This window comes from Nocardia sp. NPDC005978 (assembly GCF_040614455.1).
In the GTDB taxonomy this organism is placed as follows: Bacteria; Actinomycetota; Actinomycetes; order Mycobacteriales; family Mycobacteriaceae; genus Nocardia.
The window spans coordinates 23369-39552 of the sequence record NZ_JBEXUS010000078.1; the positions used below are offsets into that span (position 1 = coordinate 23369).

The following is a 16184-nucleotide window of genomic DNA, read 5'->3' on the forward strand; positions in this document are numbered from 1 at the left end:
TAGTCGCGATACCTTGGTGGGGCGAAACGAAACGCAGCCGCGTCTGATGCGTGATGCGGTCGTTCGAAGAACGCGACCTGAGCGCTCGTGTTCGCTGTCAGTGCAGGCCCCGGGGCTGTTCCCCGGGCATTGGTGAGGTGGAAGCGGATGCGGACTCTGGCCGTCGTCGGCGGCGGTGTGATCGGTCTCTCGATCGCATGGCGGGCCGCCGAATCGGGCTGGACGGTCACGCTGTTCGATCCCGCGATCGGCGCCGGGGCGTCCTGGGTCGCGGGCGGCATGCTCGCACCCCTGTCCGAGGGCTGGCCCGGTGAGGACGCGGCCCTGGAGTTCGGCGCGGCCTCCCTGGCCCGCTGGCCCGCCTTCGCCGCCCGCCTGACCGCGGTCACCGGCATCGAACTCTTCACCGCCCGCGAAACCCTGACCGTGGCCCTGGACAGCGCAGACGCCGCCGACCTGCGCACCGTCGCCGACTGGGTCAACGCGCACGAGCTGCCCGGCTTCCCGGACGCCACCGTCGCGGCCGCACCCGATTCGGCTGTGACGGAAGGGGTTTCGTTGTCCGGCGGCGACGTGATCCCTTCTTCGCCCGCAGCGGCGACAGCGTCGGCGGCCACCTCGGGAACCGGCCCGCGACCCGCGCCCGGAGCGATCTCGGCCGCCACGACGGGGCAGCCCGGGCCATCCGCGGAAGCGAACCCACCGACCCGGGACGGTGCGCCGGCCGCGATCGGCACGCCCGGAACCGAGCGCCTGCGCCTGCTGGATCGTGCGGGAATCCGCGCGGCGGAACCGGGGCTGGGCCGGACGGTCCGCGCCGGACTGCTGGCCGCCGACGAGCCCGCGGTGGACAACCGCGCCCTGGTCGCCGCCCTGCGCAGCGCGTGTGCGCGGGCGGGGGTGGAGTTCCGGACCGAACGCATCGTGGCCGAGCCGGTTGCCGGTGACACGACCGTCGCCGGGGGCAGGGCAACCGCCACCGCCGAAAACTTTGCAAGGGGGGTCGACTTCGCTGGTGACATGAACCCCGCCCGTGGCCTGGACCCCGCAACCGGTGTGGCCCTCGCCGACGACCCGGAGTCTGCCGCCGGCCACCCGGGCTCTGCCGCGGGTGATTTGGGCTCTGCTGTCGGCGATCTGGGCTCGGCAACCGGCGGTCCGGGTGCTGCTACCGATGGCGTGGACTGTGCCGGTGCCGGGGTAACGCCGGGTGCTCTGGTGCTGCGCGAGCTTCCCCACGATCGCATCGTGCTCGCGGCCGGGGCCGCCTCGGCCGAACTGTGGCCGGGCTTGCCCGTGCGACCGGTCAAGGGGGAGATACTCCGATTGCGGCGGCGGCCGAGCGCGCCGCCGCAGCCGCGGCACGTGATTCGGGCGCGTGTGCACGGCAGGCCCATCTACCTGGTGCCGCGCGGTGACGGAATCGTGCTGGGCGCAACGCAGTACGAGGCGGGCTTCGACACCGCCGTCACCGTGGCGGGCGTGCGCGACCTCATCACCGACGCGGAAGCGATCTTCCCCGGCATCGGCGAGTACGAATTCGCCGAGGCCACAGCGGGTTCGCGGCCCGGTTCGCCGGACAACCTGCCGCTCATCGGGTATCTCGACGAGCGCGTGATCGCCGCGACCGGACACGGCCGCAACGGGATTCTCGGCGTCCCGGTCACCGCCGACGCGGTGGTCGAGCTGCTCGCCGGATCCGTCCTGCCCGCCGCGCGTGCCGCGGATCCGGGACGCTTCACCCGGTCCGGCGCGCAATCCCCACGGTCCGTCCCGTCCGCCCCGATCCACCCAGGAGGAACCCGATGACCGCTATCCCGGTCGCCATCACCGTCAACGGTGAGGAGCACGAATTCGCGCAAGCGCCGTCGGTGCGTGCGGTGCTGGAGGCGCTGAACCTGCCCTGCCAGGGCGTGGCGGTTGCGGTGGACGGCGCGCTGTTCCCGAAGTCGCGGTGGGACGAGCCGGTCGAGCGCGGCTGGGAGCTCGAGGTGCTCACGGCGGTGCAGGGTGGCTAGCGCCGGTGATCCGCTGGTCATCGCGGGCCGCGAGTTCGGTTCCCGGCTGATCATGGGCACCGGTGGCGCGGAAAGCCTTTCGGTGCTGGAGGAGGCTCTGGTCGCCTCGGGCACCGAGCTGACCACCGTCGCCATGCGCCGGGTGGACGCCGCCGGCGGGACCGGGGTGCTCGACCTGTTGAAGAAGCTCGAGATCGCCCCGCTGCCCAACACCGCGGGCTGTCGCACCGCCGCCGAGGCAGTGCTCACGGCCCAGCTCGCGCGCGAGGCCCTTGGCACCGAATGGGTCAAACTCGAGGTCATCGCCGACGAGCGCACCCTGCTGCCCGACGCCATCGAATTGGTCGCCGCCGCAGAGCAACTGGTGGACGACGGCTTCATCGTGCTGCCGTACACCAACGACGATCCGGTGCTCGCGCGCCGCCTGGAGGACATCGGCTGCGCCGCGGTGATGCCGCTGGGCTCGCCCATCGGCACCGGCCTGGGCATCGGCAATCCGCACAACATCGAGATGATCGTGGCCGCCGCGAACGTCCCGGTCATCCTGGACGCCGGCATCGGCACCGCCAGCGACGCGGCCCTGGCGATGGAACTGGGCTGCTCGGCGGTCCTGCTCGCGACCGCGGTGACGCGCGCCCGCCAACCCGCCGCGATGGCGAAGGCCATGGCGCACGCCGTGGAGGCGGGCCGCCTGGCTCGCGCGGCGGGCCGCATTCCGAAACGCTTCTGGGCCCAGGCGTCGTCGCCCGAGCTCTGACTCCCGTCTGGGCGGCGCGCAGGACATTCGCGCGGCGTCCGGGCGAGCACGCGACCCCGGCCGGGTGGTCACACCGGTGCGGTCTCGATTGCTGCTACGTTCCGCCGCGAGTCGGGTCCACCTGCGCCAGCCAAGTTTCCGTGTCGTCAGCCCGGAGCGAACAGCCGGCGCACCAGCCTGTCGCCGTGACCATTGACTCGTCAGCGCCGTTCTCGGTTCGGCTCCGGGTTCTTCCGGGGGTCGGCCCGGGGGCTTTCCCCGCCCGGGTCATCCTCGAGGCGTATCCGAAGCGCGACCTCGGGTCGATAGTGCGAGCACGAGAGTTGGGGAAGACTGGTCCCCATGATCGAACTGAGGGGCCTGACCAAACACTACGGGCAAACCGTCGCTGTGTCGGATCTGTCGTTCACGGTCCGCCCGGGGCAGGTGACCGGCTTTCTCGGCCCGAACGGGGCGGGCAAGTCGACCACCATGCGCATGATTCTGGGTCTGGACGAGCCGACCTCCGGCACCGCGCTCATCGACGGTAAGCCGTATCGCGATCTGCTGCGCCCGCTCGAATCGGTGGGCGCGCTGCTGGATGCCAAGTGGGTGCATCCGAACCGTTCGGCCCGGGCGCATCTGCGCTGGCTGGCCGCGTCCAACGACATTCCGGTGGCGCGCGTGGAGGAGGTGCTGCGCCTGGTCGGCCTCGCCGAGGTCGCCAACCGGAACGCGGGCGGCTTCTCGCTCGGCATGTCCCAGCGCCTGGGCCTGGCCGGCGCGCTGCTCGGCGACCCGAAGGTGCTGCTGTTCGACGAGCCGGTGAACGGCCTCGATCCCGAGGGCATCCTGTGGATCCGCCGCTTCATGCAGCGCCTGGCCGCCGAGGGCCGCACGGTGCTGGTCTCGAGCCATCTGCTCTCGGAGATGGCGCAGACCGCCGAGCATCTCGTCGTCATCGGCCGCGGGCAGCTCATGGCCGACGTCAGCACAAAGGAATTCATCGAGCGCTCCTCGGAACAGTCTGTGCGCGTGCGCAGTCCGCAGTTGGACCAGCTGCGCAGCCTGCTCACCTCGAACGGGATGACCGTGCGCGAGGACGGCGCGGATGCCGAGGGCGCGGCGCTGGTGGTGGCCGGGGTGACCAGCGACGTGGTCGGCAAACTCGCAGGCGCGCACGACATCACGCTGTTCGAGCTGTCCCCGCAGCGGGCCTCGCTCGAGGAAGCGTTCATGCGGATGACCGGTGGTGCGGTGGAGTACCACGGTGCAGGCTTCGACCAGGTGATGGGAGGTGCGCTCTGATGGGCGTGCTCGCAGCGGAACGTATCAAGCTCACCTCGACTCGTTCGCCGTGGTGGTGCACCGCGGTGATCGTGGTGCTCGGCCTGGGCTTCGCCGCGCTCGGCGCGATCTTCGGCAAGGACTCGCTGACCCTGACGAACGCCCTGGGCGGTGTCAGCGGCTTCGGCGTCCTGGTGCTGATGATCATGGCGGCCCTCGCGGTCACCAGTGAATACCGCTTCGGAACCATCCGCAGCACATTTCTGGCAACCCCTGCCAGGGATAAGGTTCTGGTCACCAAGGCTGTGCTCATCGGAGTGTTCGGCGCGGTGCTCATCGGGGTGCTGAGCCTGCTCGCCTTCGGCTTGGCAAAGGTGATCGCGGGCTCGGACGCCGACCTGCTCGTGCTGAACGCGGACACCGTTCGCGGCCTCTACGGCGTCCCCGTCTACGCTTTCCTCGCGGTGTTGTTCGCGATCGGCGTCGGAGTGCTCGTCCGGCAGACCGCGGCCGCGGTGTCCATCGTCATCCTGCTGCCGACCGTGCTCGAGACGCTGCTCAGCGTCTTCGGCAGCTTCGGCCGAAATGTGGGCGCGTTCATGCCTTTCCAGAACGCCTCGCGCTTCTACACGGTCGGCCAGACCGAGGACATCACCGGTATCAACTGGCACTGGGGCCCGTGGGGCAGCCTGGTGTACTTCGCCGCATTCGTGGCGATCGTGTTCGGCGCCGCGCTGTTCATGGTGAACAAGCGCGACGCGTAGAGACCCTGCCCAGGGAGCCGCCGGCCACTGCCCGGATCGGCGGCACATCGGCCCGATGCGAAATCTCGCATCGGGCCGGTGCCGTTCCGGGCCGCCCACCCCGCCGGATGAACAGGATGTGAATACCGTCGCAGGGGGCGCGTAGTTTCTGGCCCCGCCAATTGGGCATGGGTAGCATCGCAACAGCAACCAAAGCACTCAAACAATCGGCGGGTCCAAAGATGTGGCCGCTCGAACCGATCGGGAGGTGTCAGGTGGCGGTCATTCATCCATCCGGCGATCAAGGGCTGAGATACGCTCTCCGCGTGAGCGAACGACCCTCCGAAGGTGGCGACGACGCGTCCGACGCGTCCCGCACGGAGGGACTGGGGACCGATCGCAGCCGGTCGCGCGGTTTCAACGGCGCGCGCGGGCGCGAGCCCCGCAAGATCGACCGCGATGTGGTCATTCCGCTCACCCCGGCCGAACTGGCCGATGACGTGCTGGAAGACGGTTCCGAAGCCGGCCGCCGCAGGTCGGGCGCGCGCTTCCCGGGTCAACTCTCGGCCCTGGTCAACGCCGCGAATCAGCGCGGGGATCTGATCGGCGTCATTCGCAAGGCCCGGGAGAATCTGCCCGGCGATCCGGCGTTCGGCGATCCGCTCTCGGTCTCGGGCCCGGGCGGCGCGCGAGCGGTGGCCCGCGCGGCGGACAAAGCGCTCGGTGATTCGCCGAGCGCGGCCAAGGAATTGGGCCTGGGCGCGCTGCAGGTGTGGCAGGCCATGCTGGAACGGGTCGGCAAGGGCCGCGGCCCGCAGGACGTCACCATCATGTTCACCGACCTGGTGGCGTTCTCGAGCTGGTCGCTCGCCGCGGGCGACGAGGCCACCCTGGAACTGCTGCGCCGGGTCGCCAAGGCCATCGAGCCGCCGGTCGCCGAGCGCGGCGGCCAGGTCATCAAGCGCATGGGCGACGGCCTCATGGCCGTGTTCCCCTCGGCCGATCGCGCGTTGCAGGCGGCGGTCGCGGCCAAGGAGAACCTGGCCGGCGTCTCCATCGACGGCTACCGCCCGCAGATGCGGATGGGCCTGCACACCGGCTCCCCGCGCGAGATCGGCGGTGACTGGCTGGGCGTGGACGTCACCATCGCGGCCCGGGTCATGGCGGCGGGCGGCAACGGCAACACGATGTTGTCGGCGGTCACCCTGGAGAAGCTCTCGGCCGAGACCCTCGAACAGCTCGGGTTCGGCGTGAAGCTCTATCGCCGCAGCTTCTTCGCGGCCCCGCTCAGCGGCGTGCCGGAAGACCTGCGCATCTATCGCCTGGAAGCCGAGTAGCCGGACTTCGGCGAGGTGGGCGGCTCGGATTCCCGGGCCGCCGTCCGTCGCCCCGGAACGCCCGTCAGCGCCAGAGGAACGCGCCCAGGGCCGCGAGCACCGCGAGGCTCACCAGTCCGAAGGCCAGCGGCCGCGAGGTCTTCCACAGCGAGTAGGCGCCGCCGAGCAGGAATCCGGCCAGGGCCAGCATCAGAATCGTCACGGGATGAGTCTGCCTGCTCGCTCGGGCGCGACCGCCGCGGGCCGGGCGGATTGGTGCCGGAAATCTCCGTTATGTCCCCGACCGGGGGAGATCGGCGGCCGGGCTCGGCCCTTCGGCAATTAACAAGCACGCAGGCTTGATTTTTTTCCGGGCCGATGTGACCCTTGTTCGGAACGCGGCGATGACGCCGCGCCGCGCGCGGGTGCACAGGGAGGCCCAGTCATGAGTCAGCTCGCCGACGACCCGGAGCTCATTCGGATCGGCAACTGTTCCGGTTTCTACGGCGACCGGATGAGCGCCATGGGGGAAATGCTCGAGGGCGGGCAGCTCGACGTGCTCACCGGCGACTACCTCGCCGAGCTCACCATGCTCATCCTGGGCCGCGACCGCATGAAGGACGCGAACCTCGGCTACGCCAAGACCTTCGTGCGCCAGCTCGAGAACAACCTGGGCCTCGCCCTGGACCGGGGCGTGCGCATCGTGGTCAACGCGGGCGGCCTCAACCCCGCAGGCCTGGCGCAGCGCGTCGGCGAACTGGCCGAGAAGCTCGGTCTCGCACCGAAGATCGCGTACGTCACCGGCGATGATCTGCTGCCGCGCGCGAGCGAACTCGGACTCGGGGCCCCGCTCACCGCCAATGCCTACCTGGGCGCGTGGGGCATCGCCGAATGCCTGAACTCCGGCGCCGACATCGTGGTCACCGGCCGCGTCACCGACGCCGCGCTGGTGGTCGGACCGGCCGCGGCCCACTTCGGCTGGGGCCGAACCGATTACGACGCGCTCGCGGGCGCGGTGGTCGCCGGGCACGTCATCGAATGCGGCACCCAGGCCACCGGCGGCAACTTCGCGTTCTTCACCGAGATCGCCGACCTGAACCGCCCCGGCTTCCCGATCGCCGAGGTCCGCCGCGACGGCGGCACCGTGATCACCAAGCACGCCGGCACCGGCGGCGCGGTCACCGTCGACACGGTCGAGGCCCAGCTCATGTACGAGATCCAGAGCGCGCGCTACGCCGGACCCGACGTGACCACCCGCCTGGACAGCATCGCGCTCACCCAGGACGGCCCGGACCGGGTGCTGATCAGCGGGGTGACCGGCGAAGCGCCGCCGCCCACCACCAAGGTCTCGATCAACACCATCGGCGGCTTCCGCAACGAGATGGAGTTCATTCTCACCGGCCTGGACATCGAGGCCAAAGCCGAACTGGCGCAACGGCAGCTGGAGTCGTGGCTGCCGGTGCGCCCGGCCGAGCTGGACTGGACCCTGGCCCGGCTGGATCGTCCCGACGCCGAGACCGAGGAGCAGGCCAGCGCGCTGCTGCGCTGCGTGGTGCGCGACCCGGACCCGAACAAGGTCGGCCGCGGATTCTCCAGTGTCGCCGTGGAATTGGCGCTCGCCAGCTACGCGGGCTTCTCGCTGACCTCACTGCCTGGCAACGGCGGTCCGTACGGGGTGTTCACCCCGGGCTACGTGGACTCCAAGGAAGTTCCGCACACCGCGGTGCTCGCCGACGGCCGCACGGTCGACATCGCGCCCGCGGGCGAGACCCTCGAACTGGCCGACGTGCCCGAACCCGCACTGCCCGAACCGCTTCCGGCAGGCGAGACCAGGCGCGTCCCGCTCGGCACGATCGCCCTGGCGCGCAGCGGCGACAAGGGCGGCAACGCCAATATCGGCGTCTGGGTCCGCACCGACGAGCAGTGGCGCTGGCTGGTCGGCGCCCTGACCGTGGACGCGCTGCGCGAACTGCTGCCCGAGGCGGCCGGCCTGCCCGTCACCCGGCACGTCCTGCCGAACCTGCGCGCCGTGAACTTCATCGTCGAGGGTCTGCTCGGCGCGGGCGTGGCCTATCAGGCCCGTTTCGATCCGCAGGCCAAGGGGCTCGGGGAATGGCTCCGGGCTCGCCACATCGAGATCCCCGTGGAGCTGCTGTGAGCTACGTCAATCTGTGGGAAAGCCCCGAGCGTCGCGAATTGCGCGCCACCGTGCGCGGATTCGCCGAGCGCGAGGTGCTCCCGTACCTCGCCGACTGGGAGCGCGACGGGGAGATCCCGCGTGAGCTGCACAAGAAGGCCGGTGCGCTGGGCCTGCTCGGGGTGCAGTTCCCCGAGGCCGTCGGCGGTTCGGACGGCGACGCCATCGACGCCGCCATCGTGTGCGAGGAACTGCATTACGCGGGCGGTTCCGGCGGGCTCTTCGCCTCGCTGTTCACCTGCGGCATCGCGGTCCCGCACATCGCCGCCACCGGCAACGCCGAGCACATCGAGCGCTGGGTCAAGCCGACCCTGGCAGGGGAGAAGATCGGCTCGCTCGCCATCACCGAACCCGGCGGCGGTTCCGACGTCGGTCACCTCACCACCAAAGCCGTTCGCGACGGCGACGAGTACATCGTCAACGGCGCCAAGACCTACATCACCTCCGGCGTGCGCGCGGACTACGTGGTCACCGCGGTTCGCACCGGAGGCGACGGCGCGGGCGGGGTGTCGCTGCTCGTGGTGGAGAAGGGCACGCCCGGCTTCACGGTCAGCCGCAAGCTGGACAAGATGGGCTGGCTGGCCTCGGACACCGCCGAACTGTCCTATGTCGATGTGCGCGTGCCGGTCTCGAACCTGGTCGGCCCGGAGAACTCCGGATTCGCCCAGATCGCCAATGCTTTCGTGAGCGAGCGGGTCGGGCTGGCCGTGCAGGCGTACGCGCAGGCCCAGCGCTGCCTGGACCTGACCCTGGCCTGGACCCGCGACCGCGAGACCTTCGGCCGCCCGCTCATCAGCCGCCAGTCCGTGCAGAACACGCTGTCGGAGATGGCGCGCCGCATCGATGTCGCCCGCGTCTACACCCGCCACATCGCCGAGCGCGCGGCCGGCGGGGAGACCGATCTCATCGCCGAGGTGTGCTTCGCCAAGAACACCGCGGTGGAGACGGCCGAATGGGTGGCGCACCAGGCCGTGCAGCTGTTCGGCGGCCTCGGCTACATGCGCGAGTCCGAGGTGGAGCGGCAGTACCGGGATGTGCGCATCCTCGGCATCGGCGGCGGCACCAACGAGATCCTGACCGCCCTGGCGGCAAAGCGATTGGGGTTCCAGTCTTGAGTATTCTGCGCACGAACGTAGACCCGGCCTCGGCGGAGTATCAGGCCGCCGCCGAGGCGATGGCGATCAAGCTCGGCGAGGTCGAGGCCGAGTACGCCAAGAACATCGGGGGCGGCGGCCCGGAAAAGGTGGCGCGGCATCGCAAGCGCGGCAAGCTGACCGCGCGCGAGCGCATCGAGCTGCTCATCGACGAGGATTCCCCGTTCCTGGAGCTGGCCCCGCTGGCGGCCTGGGGCAGTGACTTCCACGTCGGCGCGAGCGTCATCGCGGGCATCGGCATCGTCGAGGGCGTCGAGTGCATGATCGTGGCGCCGGATCCGACCGTGCGCGGTGGCACGTCGAATCCGTGGACGCTGCGCAAGACGCTGCGCATGAACGATATCGCCATGGAGAACCGGCTGCCCTGCATCAGCCTGGTCGAGTCCGGCGGCGCCGACCTGCCCACGCAGAAGGAGGTCTTCGTCCCGGGCGGGCGCATGTTCCGGGACCTGACTCGCCTGTCCGCGGCCGGAATCCCCACGGTGGCCCTGGTTTTCGGCAACTCGACCGCCGGCGGCGCGTACATCCCCGGCATGTCCGACTACACGGTCATGATCAAGGAGCGCTCCAAGGTCTTCCTGGCCGGTCCGCCGCTGGTGAAGATGGCGACGGGCGAGGAAACCGATGACGAATCCCTCGGCGGGGCCGAGATGCACGCGCGCGTATCGGGCCTGGCCGACTACCTCGCGGTCGACGAGCAGGACGCGATTCGCCTGGGACGCTCCATCATTCGCCGCTTGAACTGGAAGAAGCAGGGTCCGGCCGCGCGCCCGGTCACCGAGATCATCGAACCGCTGTACGACCAGGACGAGCTGTCGGGCATCGTCCCGGCCGATCTCAAGATCCCCTTCGATCCGCGCGAGGTCATCGCCCGCGTGGTCGACGGCTCGGATTTCGACGAGTTCAAGCCGCTGTACGGTTCCAGCCTCGTCACCGGCTGGGCCGAGTTGCACGGCTATCCGGTCGGCATTCTGGCCAACGCGCGCGGCGTGCTCTTCAGTGAAGAGGCGCAGAAGGCGGCCCAGTTCATTCAGCTGGCCAATCAGAAGAACACCCCGCTGCTGTTCCTGCACAACACCACCGGCTACATGGTGGGCAAGGAATACGAGGAGAACGGCATCATCAAGCACGGCGCGATGATGATCAACGCGGTCTCCAACTCCAAGGTGCCGCACATCTCGCTGCTCATGGGCGCGTCCTACGGTGCGGGCCACTACGGCATGTGCGGTCGCGCGTACGACCCGCGCTTCGTGTTCGCCTGGCCCAGTGCGAAATCCGCCGTCATGGGCGGTGCGCAGCTGGCCGGTGTCATCTCCATCGTGGGCCGCGCGGCCAACGAGGCCCGGGGCATTCCCTTCGACGCCGAGGCCGACGCCGGTATCCGCGCCATGATCGAGGCGCAGATCGAGGCCGAGTCGCTGCCCATGTTCATGTCGGGCCGCCTGTACGACGACGGCGTCATCGACCCGCGCGACACCCGCACGGTATTGGGAATGGCGTTGTCCGCCATTCACAATGCCCCGATCAAGGGCGCCGAGGGCTTCGGCGTCTTCCGAATGTGAGTGCCGGTATGGAGATAACGAACGTTCTCGTCGCGAACCGCGGCGAAATCGCGCGGCGGGTGTTCGCGACCTGTCGCCGCATGGGTATCGGCACGACGGCGGTCTACTCCGACGCTGATGCAGCCGCCCCGCACGTGGCCGAGGCGGATGCCGCCATCCGGCTGCCCGGCAATACCCCCGCCGAGACCTATCTGCGCGGTGAGTTGATCATCGAGGCGGCGCTGGCCGCGGGTGCCGACGCCATCCACCCCGGCTACGGATTCCTCTCCGAGAACGCCGAATTCGCGAAAGCCGTCATCGCGGCGGGGCTCGTGTGGATCGGCCCGCCGGTCCAGGCCATCGAGCAGATGGGCTCCAAGGTCGAGTCCAAGAAGATGATGGACGCCGCCGGCGTCCCGGTGCTCAAGCAGCTCGACCCGGCCGAGGTCAGCGCCGACATGCTGCCGGTGCTGATCAAGGCCTCCTCGGGCGGCGGCGGGCGCGGCATGCGCGTGGTGCGCGAGCTCTCGGAGCTGACCGAACAGATCGAGGGCGCGGCCCGCGAGGCCGCCTCCGCGTTCGGCGATCCGACGGTGTTCTGCGAGCGCTACCTCGAGACCGGACGTCACATCGAGGTCCAGGTCATGGCCGATCAGCACGGCACCGTGTGGTCGGTCGGCGAGCGCGAGTGCTCGATCCAGCGCCGCCACCAGAAGGTCGTCGAAGAGGCCCCGTCCCCGCTGGTCGAGAAGATCGACGGCATGCGGGCGCGCCTGTTCGAGGCGGCCCGGCTGGCCTCGGAGGCCATCGGCTACGAGGGTGCGGGCACCGTCGAGTTCCTGGCCGACGAGAAGGGCGACTTCTTCTTCCTGGAGATGAATACCCGTCTGCAGGTGGAGCATCCGGTCACCGAGCAGGTCACCGGCCTGGATCTGGTGCGCCTGCAGCTGCAGGTCGCCGCCGGTCGCCCGCTGCCCGCCACCCAGCCGGCCATGCGCGGGCACTCCATCGAGGTGCGCCTGTACGCGGAGGACCCCGCGCACGACTGGCAGCCGCAGAGCGGTCCCGTACACAAGCTCGAGATCCCGGGCACCATCGGTGAATTCACCGTGCTGACCGAGCCGGGCGTACGCCTGGACACCGGCGTGGTGGACGGTTCGCTGGTGGGCGTGCACTACGACCCCATGCTGTCCAAGGTCATCTCCTTCGCCGAGACCCGGGACGAGGCCGCGCACCTGCTGGCATCGGCGTTGCAGCGGGCCAAGATTCACGGTCTGGTCACCAACCGCGATCTGCTGGTGCGGGTGCTGCGACATCCCGCGTTCCTGGCCGGTGACACCGACACCGCGTTCTTCGCCACCCACGGCCTGGACGCGCTCGCCGCGCCGCTGGCCGCGGAAGCGGACGAGGCGCTCTCGATCGTGGCGGCCGCGCTGGCCGACGCCGCGAACAATCGCCGGGCGGCCAAGGTCGGATCCGGCGTACCCAGCGGCTGGCGCAATCTGCCGTCCCAGCCGCAGACCAAGTCCTACGAGAGCCGGGTCAGCGGCAAGCACGAGGTCCGCTACCGCATAACCCGTGCCGGTATCGAGGTCGAGGGCTTCGAGAACCTCGAATTGATCGAGGCCACACCGGATTCGGTGACCCTGCTGGTTCCGGGGGAGCGCGGGCCGGTGCGCCGCCGCTTCGCCGTGGCCCGCTACGGCGATCTGGTGGCGGTGGACTCCCCGCTCGGCCCGGTGTCGGCGCGCCGGCTCCCGCGCTTCGAGGATCCGGCCGATCAGGTCGCCGAGGGCTCGCTGCTGGCTCCCATGCCGGGCGCGGTCATCCGTGTCGCGGCGGCGGTCGGTGATCGGGTCGAGAAGGGGCAGCCCATTCTGTGGCTGGAGGCGATGAAGATGGAGCACACCATCGCCGCGCCCGCCGCGGGCATTCTCACCGAACTCAACGTGACCGCGGGGCAGCAGGTCGAAGTGGGCGCGGTACTCGCCGTGGTCCAGGCGGAATCCGAAGACAGCGAAAACCAGGAGTAGGCAATGAGCTTCGTCGAAACCGAGGAACAGAAGGCGCTGCGCGACGCGGTGTCCAAGCTGGCCGCCAAGTACAACTTCCGCGACTACGCCGGACCCAAGGCCCGTCGCAACGAACCGTTCGATGAGCTGTGGAACGAGGCGGGCAAGCTCGGCTTCCTGGGCGTCAACCTGCCCGAGGAGTACGGCGGCGGTGGCGCGGGCATCTACGAGCTCGCGCTGGTGCAGGAAGAGCTGTCCGCTCGGGGCTGCGGTCTGCTGCTCATGGTGGTCTCGCCCGCCATCTGCGGCACCATCATCAGCAAGTACGGCACCGACGCGCAGAAGCAGCACTGGCTGACCAAGCTGGCCGACGGCTCGGCCAAGATGGTCTTCGGCATCACCGAGCCGGACGCGGGCTCGAACTCGCACCAGATCACCACCACCGCCCGCCGCGACGGCGAGGACTGGCTGCTCACCGGCCGCAAGATCTACATCTCCGGTGTCGATCAAGCCGACGCGGTGCTCATCGTGGCGCGCACCGAGAACGCCAAGACCGGCAAGCTGCAGCCCGCGCTGTTCATCGTCCCGGTGGACGCCCCCGGCTTCGTGAAGACGAAGCAGGAGATGGACATCATCGAGCCGGACAACCAGTTCACGCTCTTCCTCGACGATGTGCGCCTGCCCGCGACCGCGCTGGTCGGCGAGGCCGACGCCGCGCTGGGGCAGCTGTTCGCGGGTCTGAATCCCGAGCGCATCATGGGTGCGGCGATGGCGGTCGGCATGGGCCGCTACGCCATCGATCAGGCCGTGGCCTACGCCAAGGAGCGCACGGTCTGGAAGACGCCGATCGGTGCGCACCAGGGCATTTCGCACCCGCTGGCGCAGGTGAAGATCGAGCTGGAGCTGGCCAAGCTGATGATGCAGAAGGCCGCGCACCTGTACGACTCGGGTGACGACTTCGGCGCCGCCGAGGCCGCCAACATGGCGAAATACGCTGCGGCAGAGGCGAGTATCAAGGCTCTCGACCAGGCGATCCAGACGCACGGCGGCGCGGGCCTGACCTCCGACGTCGGCCTGGCGGGCATGCTCGCGGCCGCGCGCATCGGCCGGGTGGCCCCGGTCAGCCGGGAGATGGTGCTCAACTTCGTGGCGCAGCATTCGCTCGGCCTGCCCCGGTCGTACTGATACCCGGGCAATAGTTCTGCGCGACAACGAGATTCAGGAGAGCTGAATGAGTGAGACCACCCCCGACGCGCCGTTCGTGCGTTACGAGGTCCAGGACGACGGCTTCGCCGTGCTGACCCTGGACTCCCCGCACAATCGCAACGCGCTCTCGTCCCGGCTGGTGACGGAGTTGCTGGCGGGCCTGGAAAAAGCCGCCGCCGATAGCGCGGTGCGCGGGGTGGTGCTCACCCACACCGGCAACACCTTCTGCGCCGGTGCGGATCTGCGCGAGGCCATCGACGCCGATCCGGCAGCGGCGGCCGACATCCGCACCGGGTGGATGGTGTCGGTGCTGCGCCGCATTCTGGAGCTGCCCAAGCCGGTCGTCGCCCAGATCGACGGCAACGTCCGGGCCGGCGGCATGGGCCTGGTCGCCGGGTGCGACATCGTCGTGGCCGGCCGGGGCAGCAGCTTCGCGCTCACCGAGGCCCGCCTGGGCCTGGCCCCGTTCGTCATCTCGCTGACCCTGCTGCCGCGCATGACCCCGCGTTCGGCGGCGCGCTACTTCCAGACCGGCGAAACCTTCGACGCCGCCGAGGCCGAGCGCACCGGGCTCATCACCGTGGCGGCCGATGATCCGGCCGCCACGGTTCAGCGGCTGCGTTCCGACCTGCGCAAAGGCTCGCCGCAGGGGCTCGCCGAGAGCAAGCGCCTCACCTCCGCACCCATTCTCGCGGAGTTCGATCGCCAGGCCGACACCCTGGCCAAGCGCTCGGGCAGCTTCTTCGGCACCGCCGATGTGATCGAGGGCATGACGGCCTTCTTTCAGAAGCGTCCACCGAGCTGGGCAGAATAGCCACCATGGCCACACCCCACGAACCCAAGCAGGACCGCAGCCGGGCCACCCGGCAGCGGCTGCTGGAGGCGACCATCGACTGCCTGGCCGAGATGGGCTGGGCGGCGGCGACGGTCGCCGTGGTGGCCGAACGGGCCGGGGTGTCCCGGGGTGCGGCGCAGCATCATTTCCCCACCCGCGAGGATCTGATCACCGCCGCCCTGGACTTCATGTTCGACACCCGCATGGACCAGTCCAAGGCCGACGCCCTGGCCCTGGGCGAGGTGGCCGAGGGCGTGGGCCGCACCGAGGCCGTGGTCACCGCCCTGGTCGAGGGCTACACGACTCCGTTCTTCAAGGCCGCGCTCCAGGTGTGGACGCATGCCGCCGCCGACCCGGCGCTGCGCGAGCGAATCCTGCCGATGGAAGCGCGATTCGGTCGCGTCTCGCATCGGATGGCGGTGGAGGCGCTCGGCGTCGACGACGCGAACCCCGTTGCGCACCACCTGGTTCAGGCGACCATGGACCTCGCGCGCGGACTCGGTCTGGCCGACGTGCTGACCGATGACTCCCTGCGCCGCAAGGAGATCGTGCAGCAGTGGGCGGCCACCCTGCATACCGCGCTGGAGGCGCAGCGCTGATCCGGCGGGTCCGCGAACGCGCGGGCGGTGTTCGAGGGTTTCTACCAGCCGTAAACCTCTGCCATCTCTATGTATTCGTCATCCCAGCGCAGCTCGATGCTCTTGCGTTCGCGCTCCGGGAGGTCCGGGCTCCAGCCGACGCGACGCCAGAAGGCTTCGCGGCGTTCATCGGTGAGGGGCAGAAGAAATTCGTTCATGACGACAGTCCCTGGATCGGATCGTCCGGTGTTGCCGTCTACCAGGGTAAGAGAGTGACGCCCGTCATAGCGCGGTTTTGGAGTGGCGAGAATCGCCCCTGACCGGCCGTTATAGGTGATCCGTCACATTGCTGGACCGTTGCCCAGGAACTTACGTTGGGTAACGAATCCCAGTACGTATCGAACGAAGGATCCGCTGTGCCCATTATCGACCTCGGCTCTGCCGCCCTGAACCTCGCGAACTCGGTCACCGCCCTGGCCGCGAACATCACCTACCTGCTGCAGGCATGGGGCCTGGCCTGACTCGGTTGTCACCGCGAGCGTGCCCGCCTCCGAACGGAGG

14 protein-coding genes and 3 pseudogenes are annotated in these 16184 nt (G+C 69.6%); 15 read left to right on the plus strand and 2 right to left on the minus strand.

Going from position 1 to position 16184, the window contains the following annotated elements; translation table 11 throughout:
• Nucleotides 1–147: 147 nt before the first annotated feature.
• From ABZ319_RS28430 to ABZ319_RS28465, 8 genes and pseudogenes are all read left to right on the plus strand, one after another.
• Nucleotides 148–486: pseudogene (locus ABZ319_RS28430) on the plus strand (FAD-dependent oxidoreductase); the annotation flags it as partial.
• A gap of 267 nt (nucleotides 487–753) precedes the next feature.
• A pseudogene (locus tag ABZ319_RS28435) lies at nucleotides 754–954 on the plus strand (FAD-dependent oxidoreductase); the annotation flags it as partial.
• A gap of 273 nt (nucleotides 955–1227) precedes the next feature.
• A pseudogene (locus tag ABZ319_RS28440) lies at nucleotides 1228–1809 on the plus strand (FAD-dependent oxidoreductase); the annotation flags it as partial.
• The gene (gene thiS / locus ABZ319_RS28445; RefSeq protein ID WP_354989562.1) at nucleotides 1806–2018 is read left to right on the plus strand and encodes a sulfur carrier protein ThiS; all 213 of its coding nucleotides are present in this window, start codon (nucleotides 1806–1808) and stop codon (nucleotides 2016–2018) included. The pseudogene ABZ319_RS28440 and the gene thiS, both read left to right, overlap by 4 nt.
• A complete protein-coding gene (locus ABZ319_RS28450; protein ID WP_354989563.1) occupies nucleotides 2011–2775 on the plus strand; it encodes a thiazole synthase in 765 nt (254 codons plus the stop codon). The genes thiS and ABZ319_RS28450 overlap by 8 nt, the downstream gene beginning before the upstream one ends.
• A 342-nt stretch (nucleotides 2776–3117) precedes the next feature.
• Entirely contained in the window at nucleotides 3118–4062 is a 945-nt protein-coding gene (locus ABZ319_RS28455) for an ATP-binding cassette domain-containing protein (RefSeq protein WP_354989564.1), read from the plus strand.
• Nucleotides 4062–4805, plus strand: a complete 744-nt coding sequence (locus ABZ319_RS28460; protein WP_354989565.1) for an ABC transporter permease — start codon at nucleotides 4062–4064, stop codon at nucleotides 4803–4805. Before ABZ319_RS28455 ends, ABZ319_RS28460 begins: the two co-directional genes overlap by 1 nt.
• Before the next feature lie 548 nt (nucleotides 4806–5353).
• Nucleotides 5354–6121 (plus strand): adenylate/guanylate cyclase domain-containing protein, encoded by a 768-nt coding sequence (locus ABZ319_RS28465; protein ID WP_354989577.1) that lies wholly within the window; start codon nucleotides 5354–5356, stop codon nucleotides 6119–6121.
• A 64-nt stretch (nucleotides 6122–6185) separates the two neighbouring features.
• On the opposite strand, the gene ABZ319_RS28470 is transcribed toward ABZ319_RS28465, so the two are convergent.
• Entirely contained in the window at nucleotides 6186–6323 is a 138-nt protein-coding gene (locus tag ABZ319_RS28470) for a hypothetical protein (protein ID WP_354989566.1), read from the minus strand.
• A 222-nt stretch (nucleotides 6324–6545) separates the two neighbouring features.
• Between ABZ319_RS28470 and ABZ319_RS28475 the strand changes: the two genes are divergently transcribed.
• From ABZ319_RS28475 to ABZ319_RS28505, 7 genes are read left to right on the plus strand one after another with little or no spacing between them, the layout of a single operon-like run.
• Nucleotides 6546–8258 (plus strand): acyclic terpene utilization AtuA family protein, encoded by a 1713-nt coding sequence (locus tag ABZ319_RS28475; RefSeq protein WP_354989567.1) that lies wholly within the window; start codon nucleotides 6546–6548, stop codon nucleotides 8256–8258.
• Nucleotides 8255–9412 (plus strand): acyl-CoA dehydrogenase family protein, encoded by a 1158-nt coding sequence (locus tag ABZ319_RS28480; protein WP_354989568.1) that lies wholly within the window; start codon nucleotides 8255–8257, stop codon nucleotides 9410–9412. The genes ABZ319_RS28475 and ABZ319_RS28480 overlap by 4 nt, the downstream gene beginning before the upstream one ends.
• Nucleotides 9409–11013: a carboxyl transferase domain-containing protein gene (locus ABZ319_RS28485; RefSeq protein ID WP_354989569.1), complete on the plus strand. Its 1605-nt coding sequence runs from the start codon at nucleotides 9409–9411 to the stop codon at nucleotides 11011–11013. The genes ABZ319_RS28480 and ABZ319_RS28485 overlap by 4 nt, the downstream gene beginning before the upstream one ends.
• 8 nt (nucleotides 11014–11021) lie before the next feature.
• Entirely contained in the window at nucleotides 11022–13025 is a 2004-nt protein-coding gene (locus ABZ319_RS28490; protein WP_354989570.1) for a biotin carboxylase N-terminal domain-containing protein, read from the plus strand.
• A 3-nt stretch (nucleotides 13026–13028) separates the two neighbouring features.
• Complete coding sequence (locus ABZ319_RS28495; protein WP_354989571.1) at nucleotides 13029–14189, plus strand: acyl-CoA dehydrogenase family protein; 1161 nt, start codon at nucleotides 13029–13031, stop codon at nucleotides 14187–14189.
• A 46-nt stretch (nucleotides 14190–14235) separates the two neighbouring features.
• Complete coding sequence (locus ABZ319_RS28500) at nucleotides 14236–15024, plus strand: enoyl-CoA hydratase family protein (RefSeq protein ID WP_354989572.1); 789 nt, start codon at nucleotides 14236–14238, stop codon at nucleotides 15022–15024.
• Nucleotides 15025–15029: 5 nt separating this feature from the next.
• Nucleotides 15030–15644 (plus strand): TetR/AcrR family transcriptional regulator, encoded by a 615-nt coding sequence (locus tag ABZ319_RS28505; RefSeq protein WP_354989573.1) that lies wholly within the window; start codon nucleotides 15030–15032, stop codon nucleotides 15642–15644.
• 41 nt (nucleotides 15645–15685) lie between these two features.
• Here ABZ319_RS28505 and ABZ319_RS28510 read toward each other — a convergent pair whose 3' ends face one another.
• A complete protein-coding gene (locus ABZ319_RS28510) occupies nucleotides 15686–15841 on the minus strand; it encodes a hypothetical protein (RefSeq protein WP_354989574.1) in 156 nt (51 codons plus the stop codon).
• Nucleotides 15842–16184: the final 343 nt, after the last annotated feature.

What these genes read in the sequence shown, in the direction of transcription:
- ABZ319_RS28475 (WP_354989567.1), top strand. Translation starts at nt 6,546, where the DNA reads ATGAGTCAGCTCGCCGACGACCCGGAGCTCATTCGGATCGGCAACTGT.
- ABZ319_RS28510 (WP_354989574.1), bottom strand. Translation starts at nt 15,841, where the DNA reads ATGAACGAATTTCTTCTGCCCCTCACCGATGAACGCCGCGAAGCCTTC.
- ABZ319_RS28460 (WP_354989565.1), top strand. Translation starts at nt 4,062, where the DNA reads ATGGGCGTGCTCGCAGCGGAACGTATCAAGCTCACCTCGACTCGTTCG.
- ABZ319_RS28495 (WP_354989571.1), top strand. Translation starts at nt 13,029, where the DNA reads ATGAGCTTCGTCGAAACCGAGGAACAGAAGGCGCTGCGCGACGCGGTG.
- ABZ319_RS28500 (WP_354989572.1), top strand. Translation starts at nt 14,236, where the DNA reads ATGAGTGAGACCACCCCCGACGCGCCGTTCGTGCGTTACGAGGTCCAG.
- thiS (WP_354989562.1), top strand. Translation starts at nt 1,806, where the DNA reads ATGACCGCTATCCCGGTCGCCATCACCGTCAACGGTGAGGAGCACGAA.
- ABZ319_RS28490 (WP_354989570.1), top strand. Translation starts at nt 11,022, where the DNA reads ATGGAGATAACGAACGTTCTCGTCGCGAACCGCGGCGAAATCGCGCGG.
- ABZ319_RS28455 (WP_354989564.1), top strand. Translation starts at nt 3,118, where the DNA reads ATGATCGAACTGAGGGGCCTGACCAAACACTACGGGCAAACCGTCGCT.
- ABZ319_RS28505 (WP_354989573.1), top strand. Translation starts at nt 15,030, where the DNA reads ATGGCCACACCCCACGAACCCAAGCAGGACCGCAGCCGGGCCACCCGG.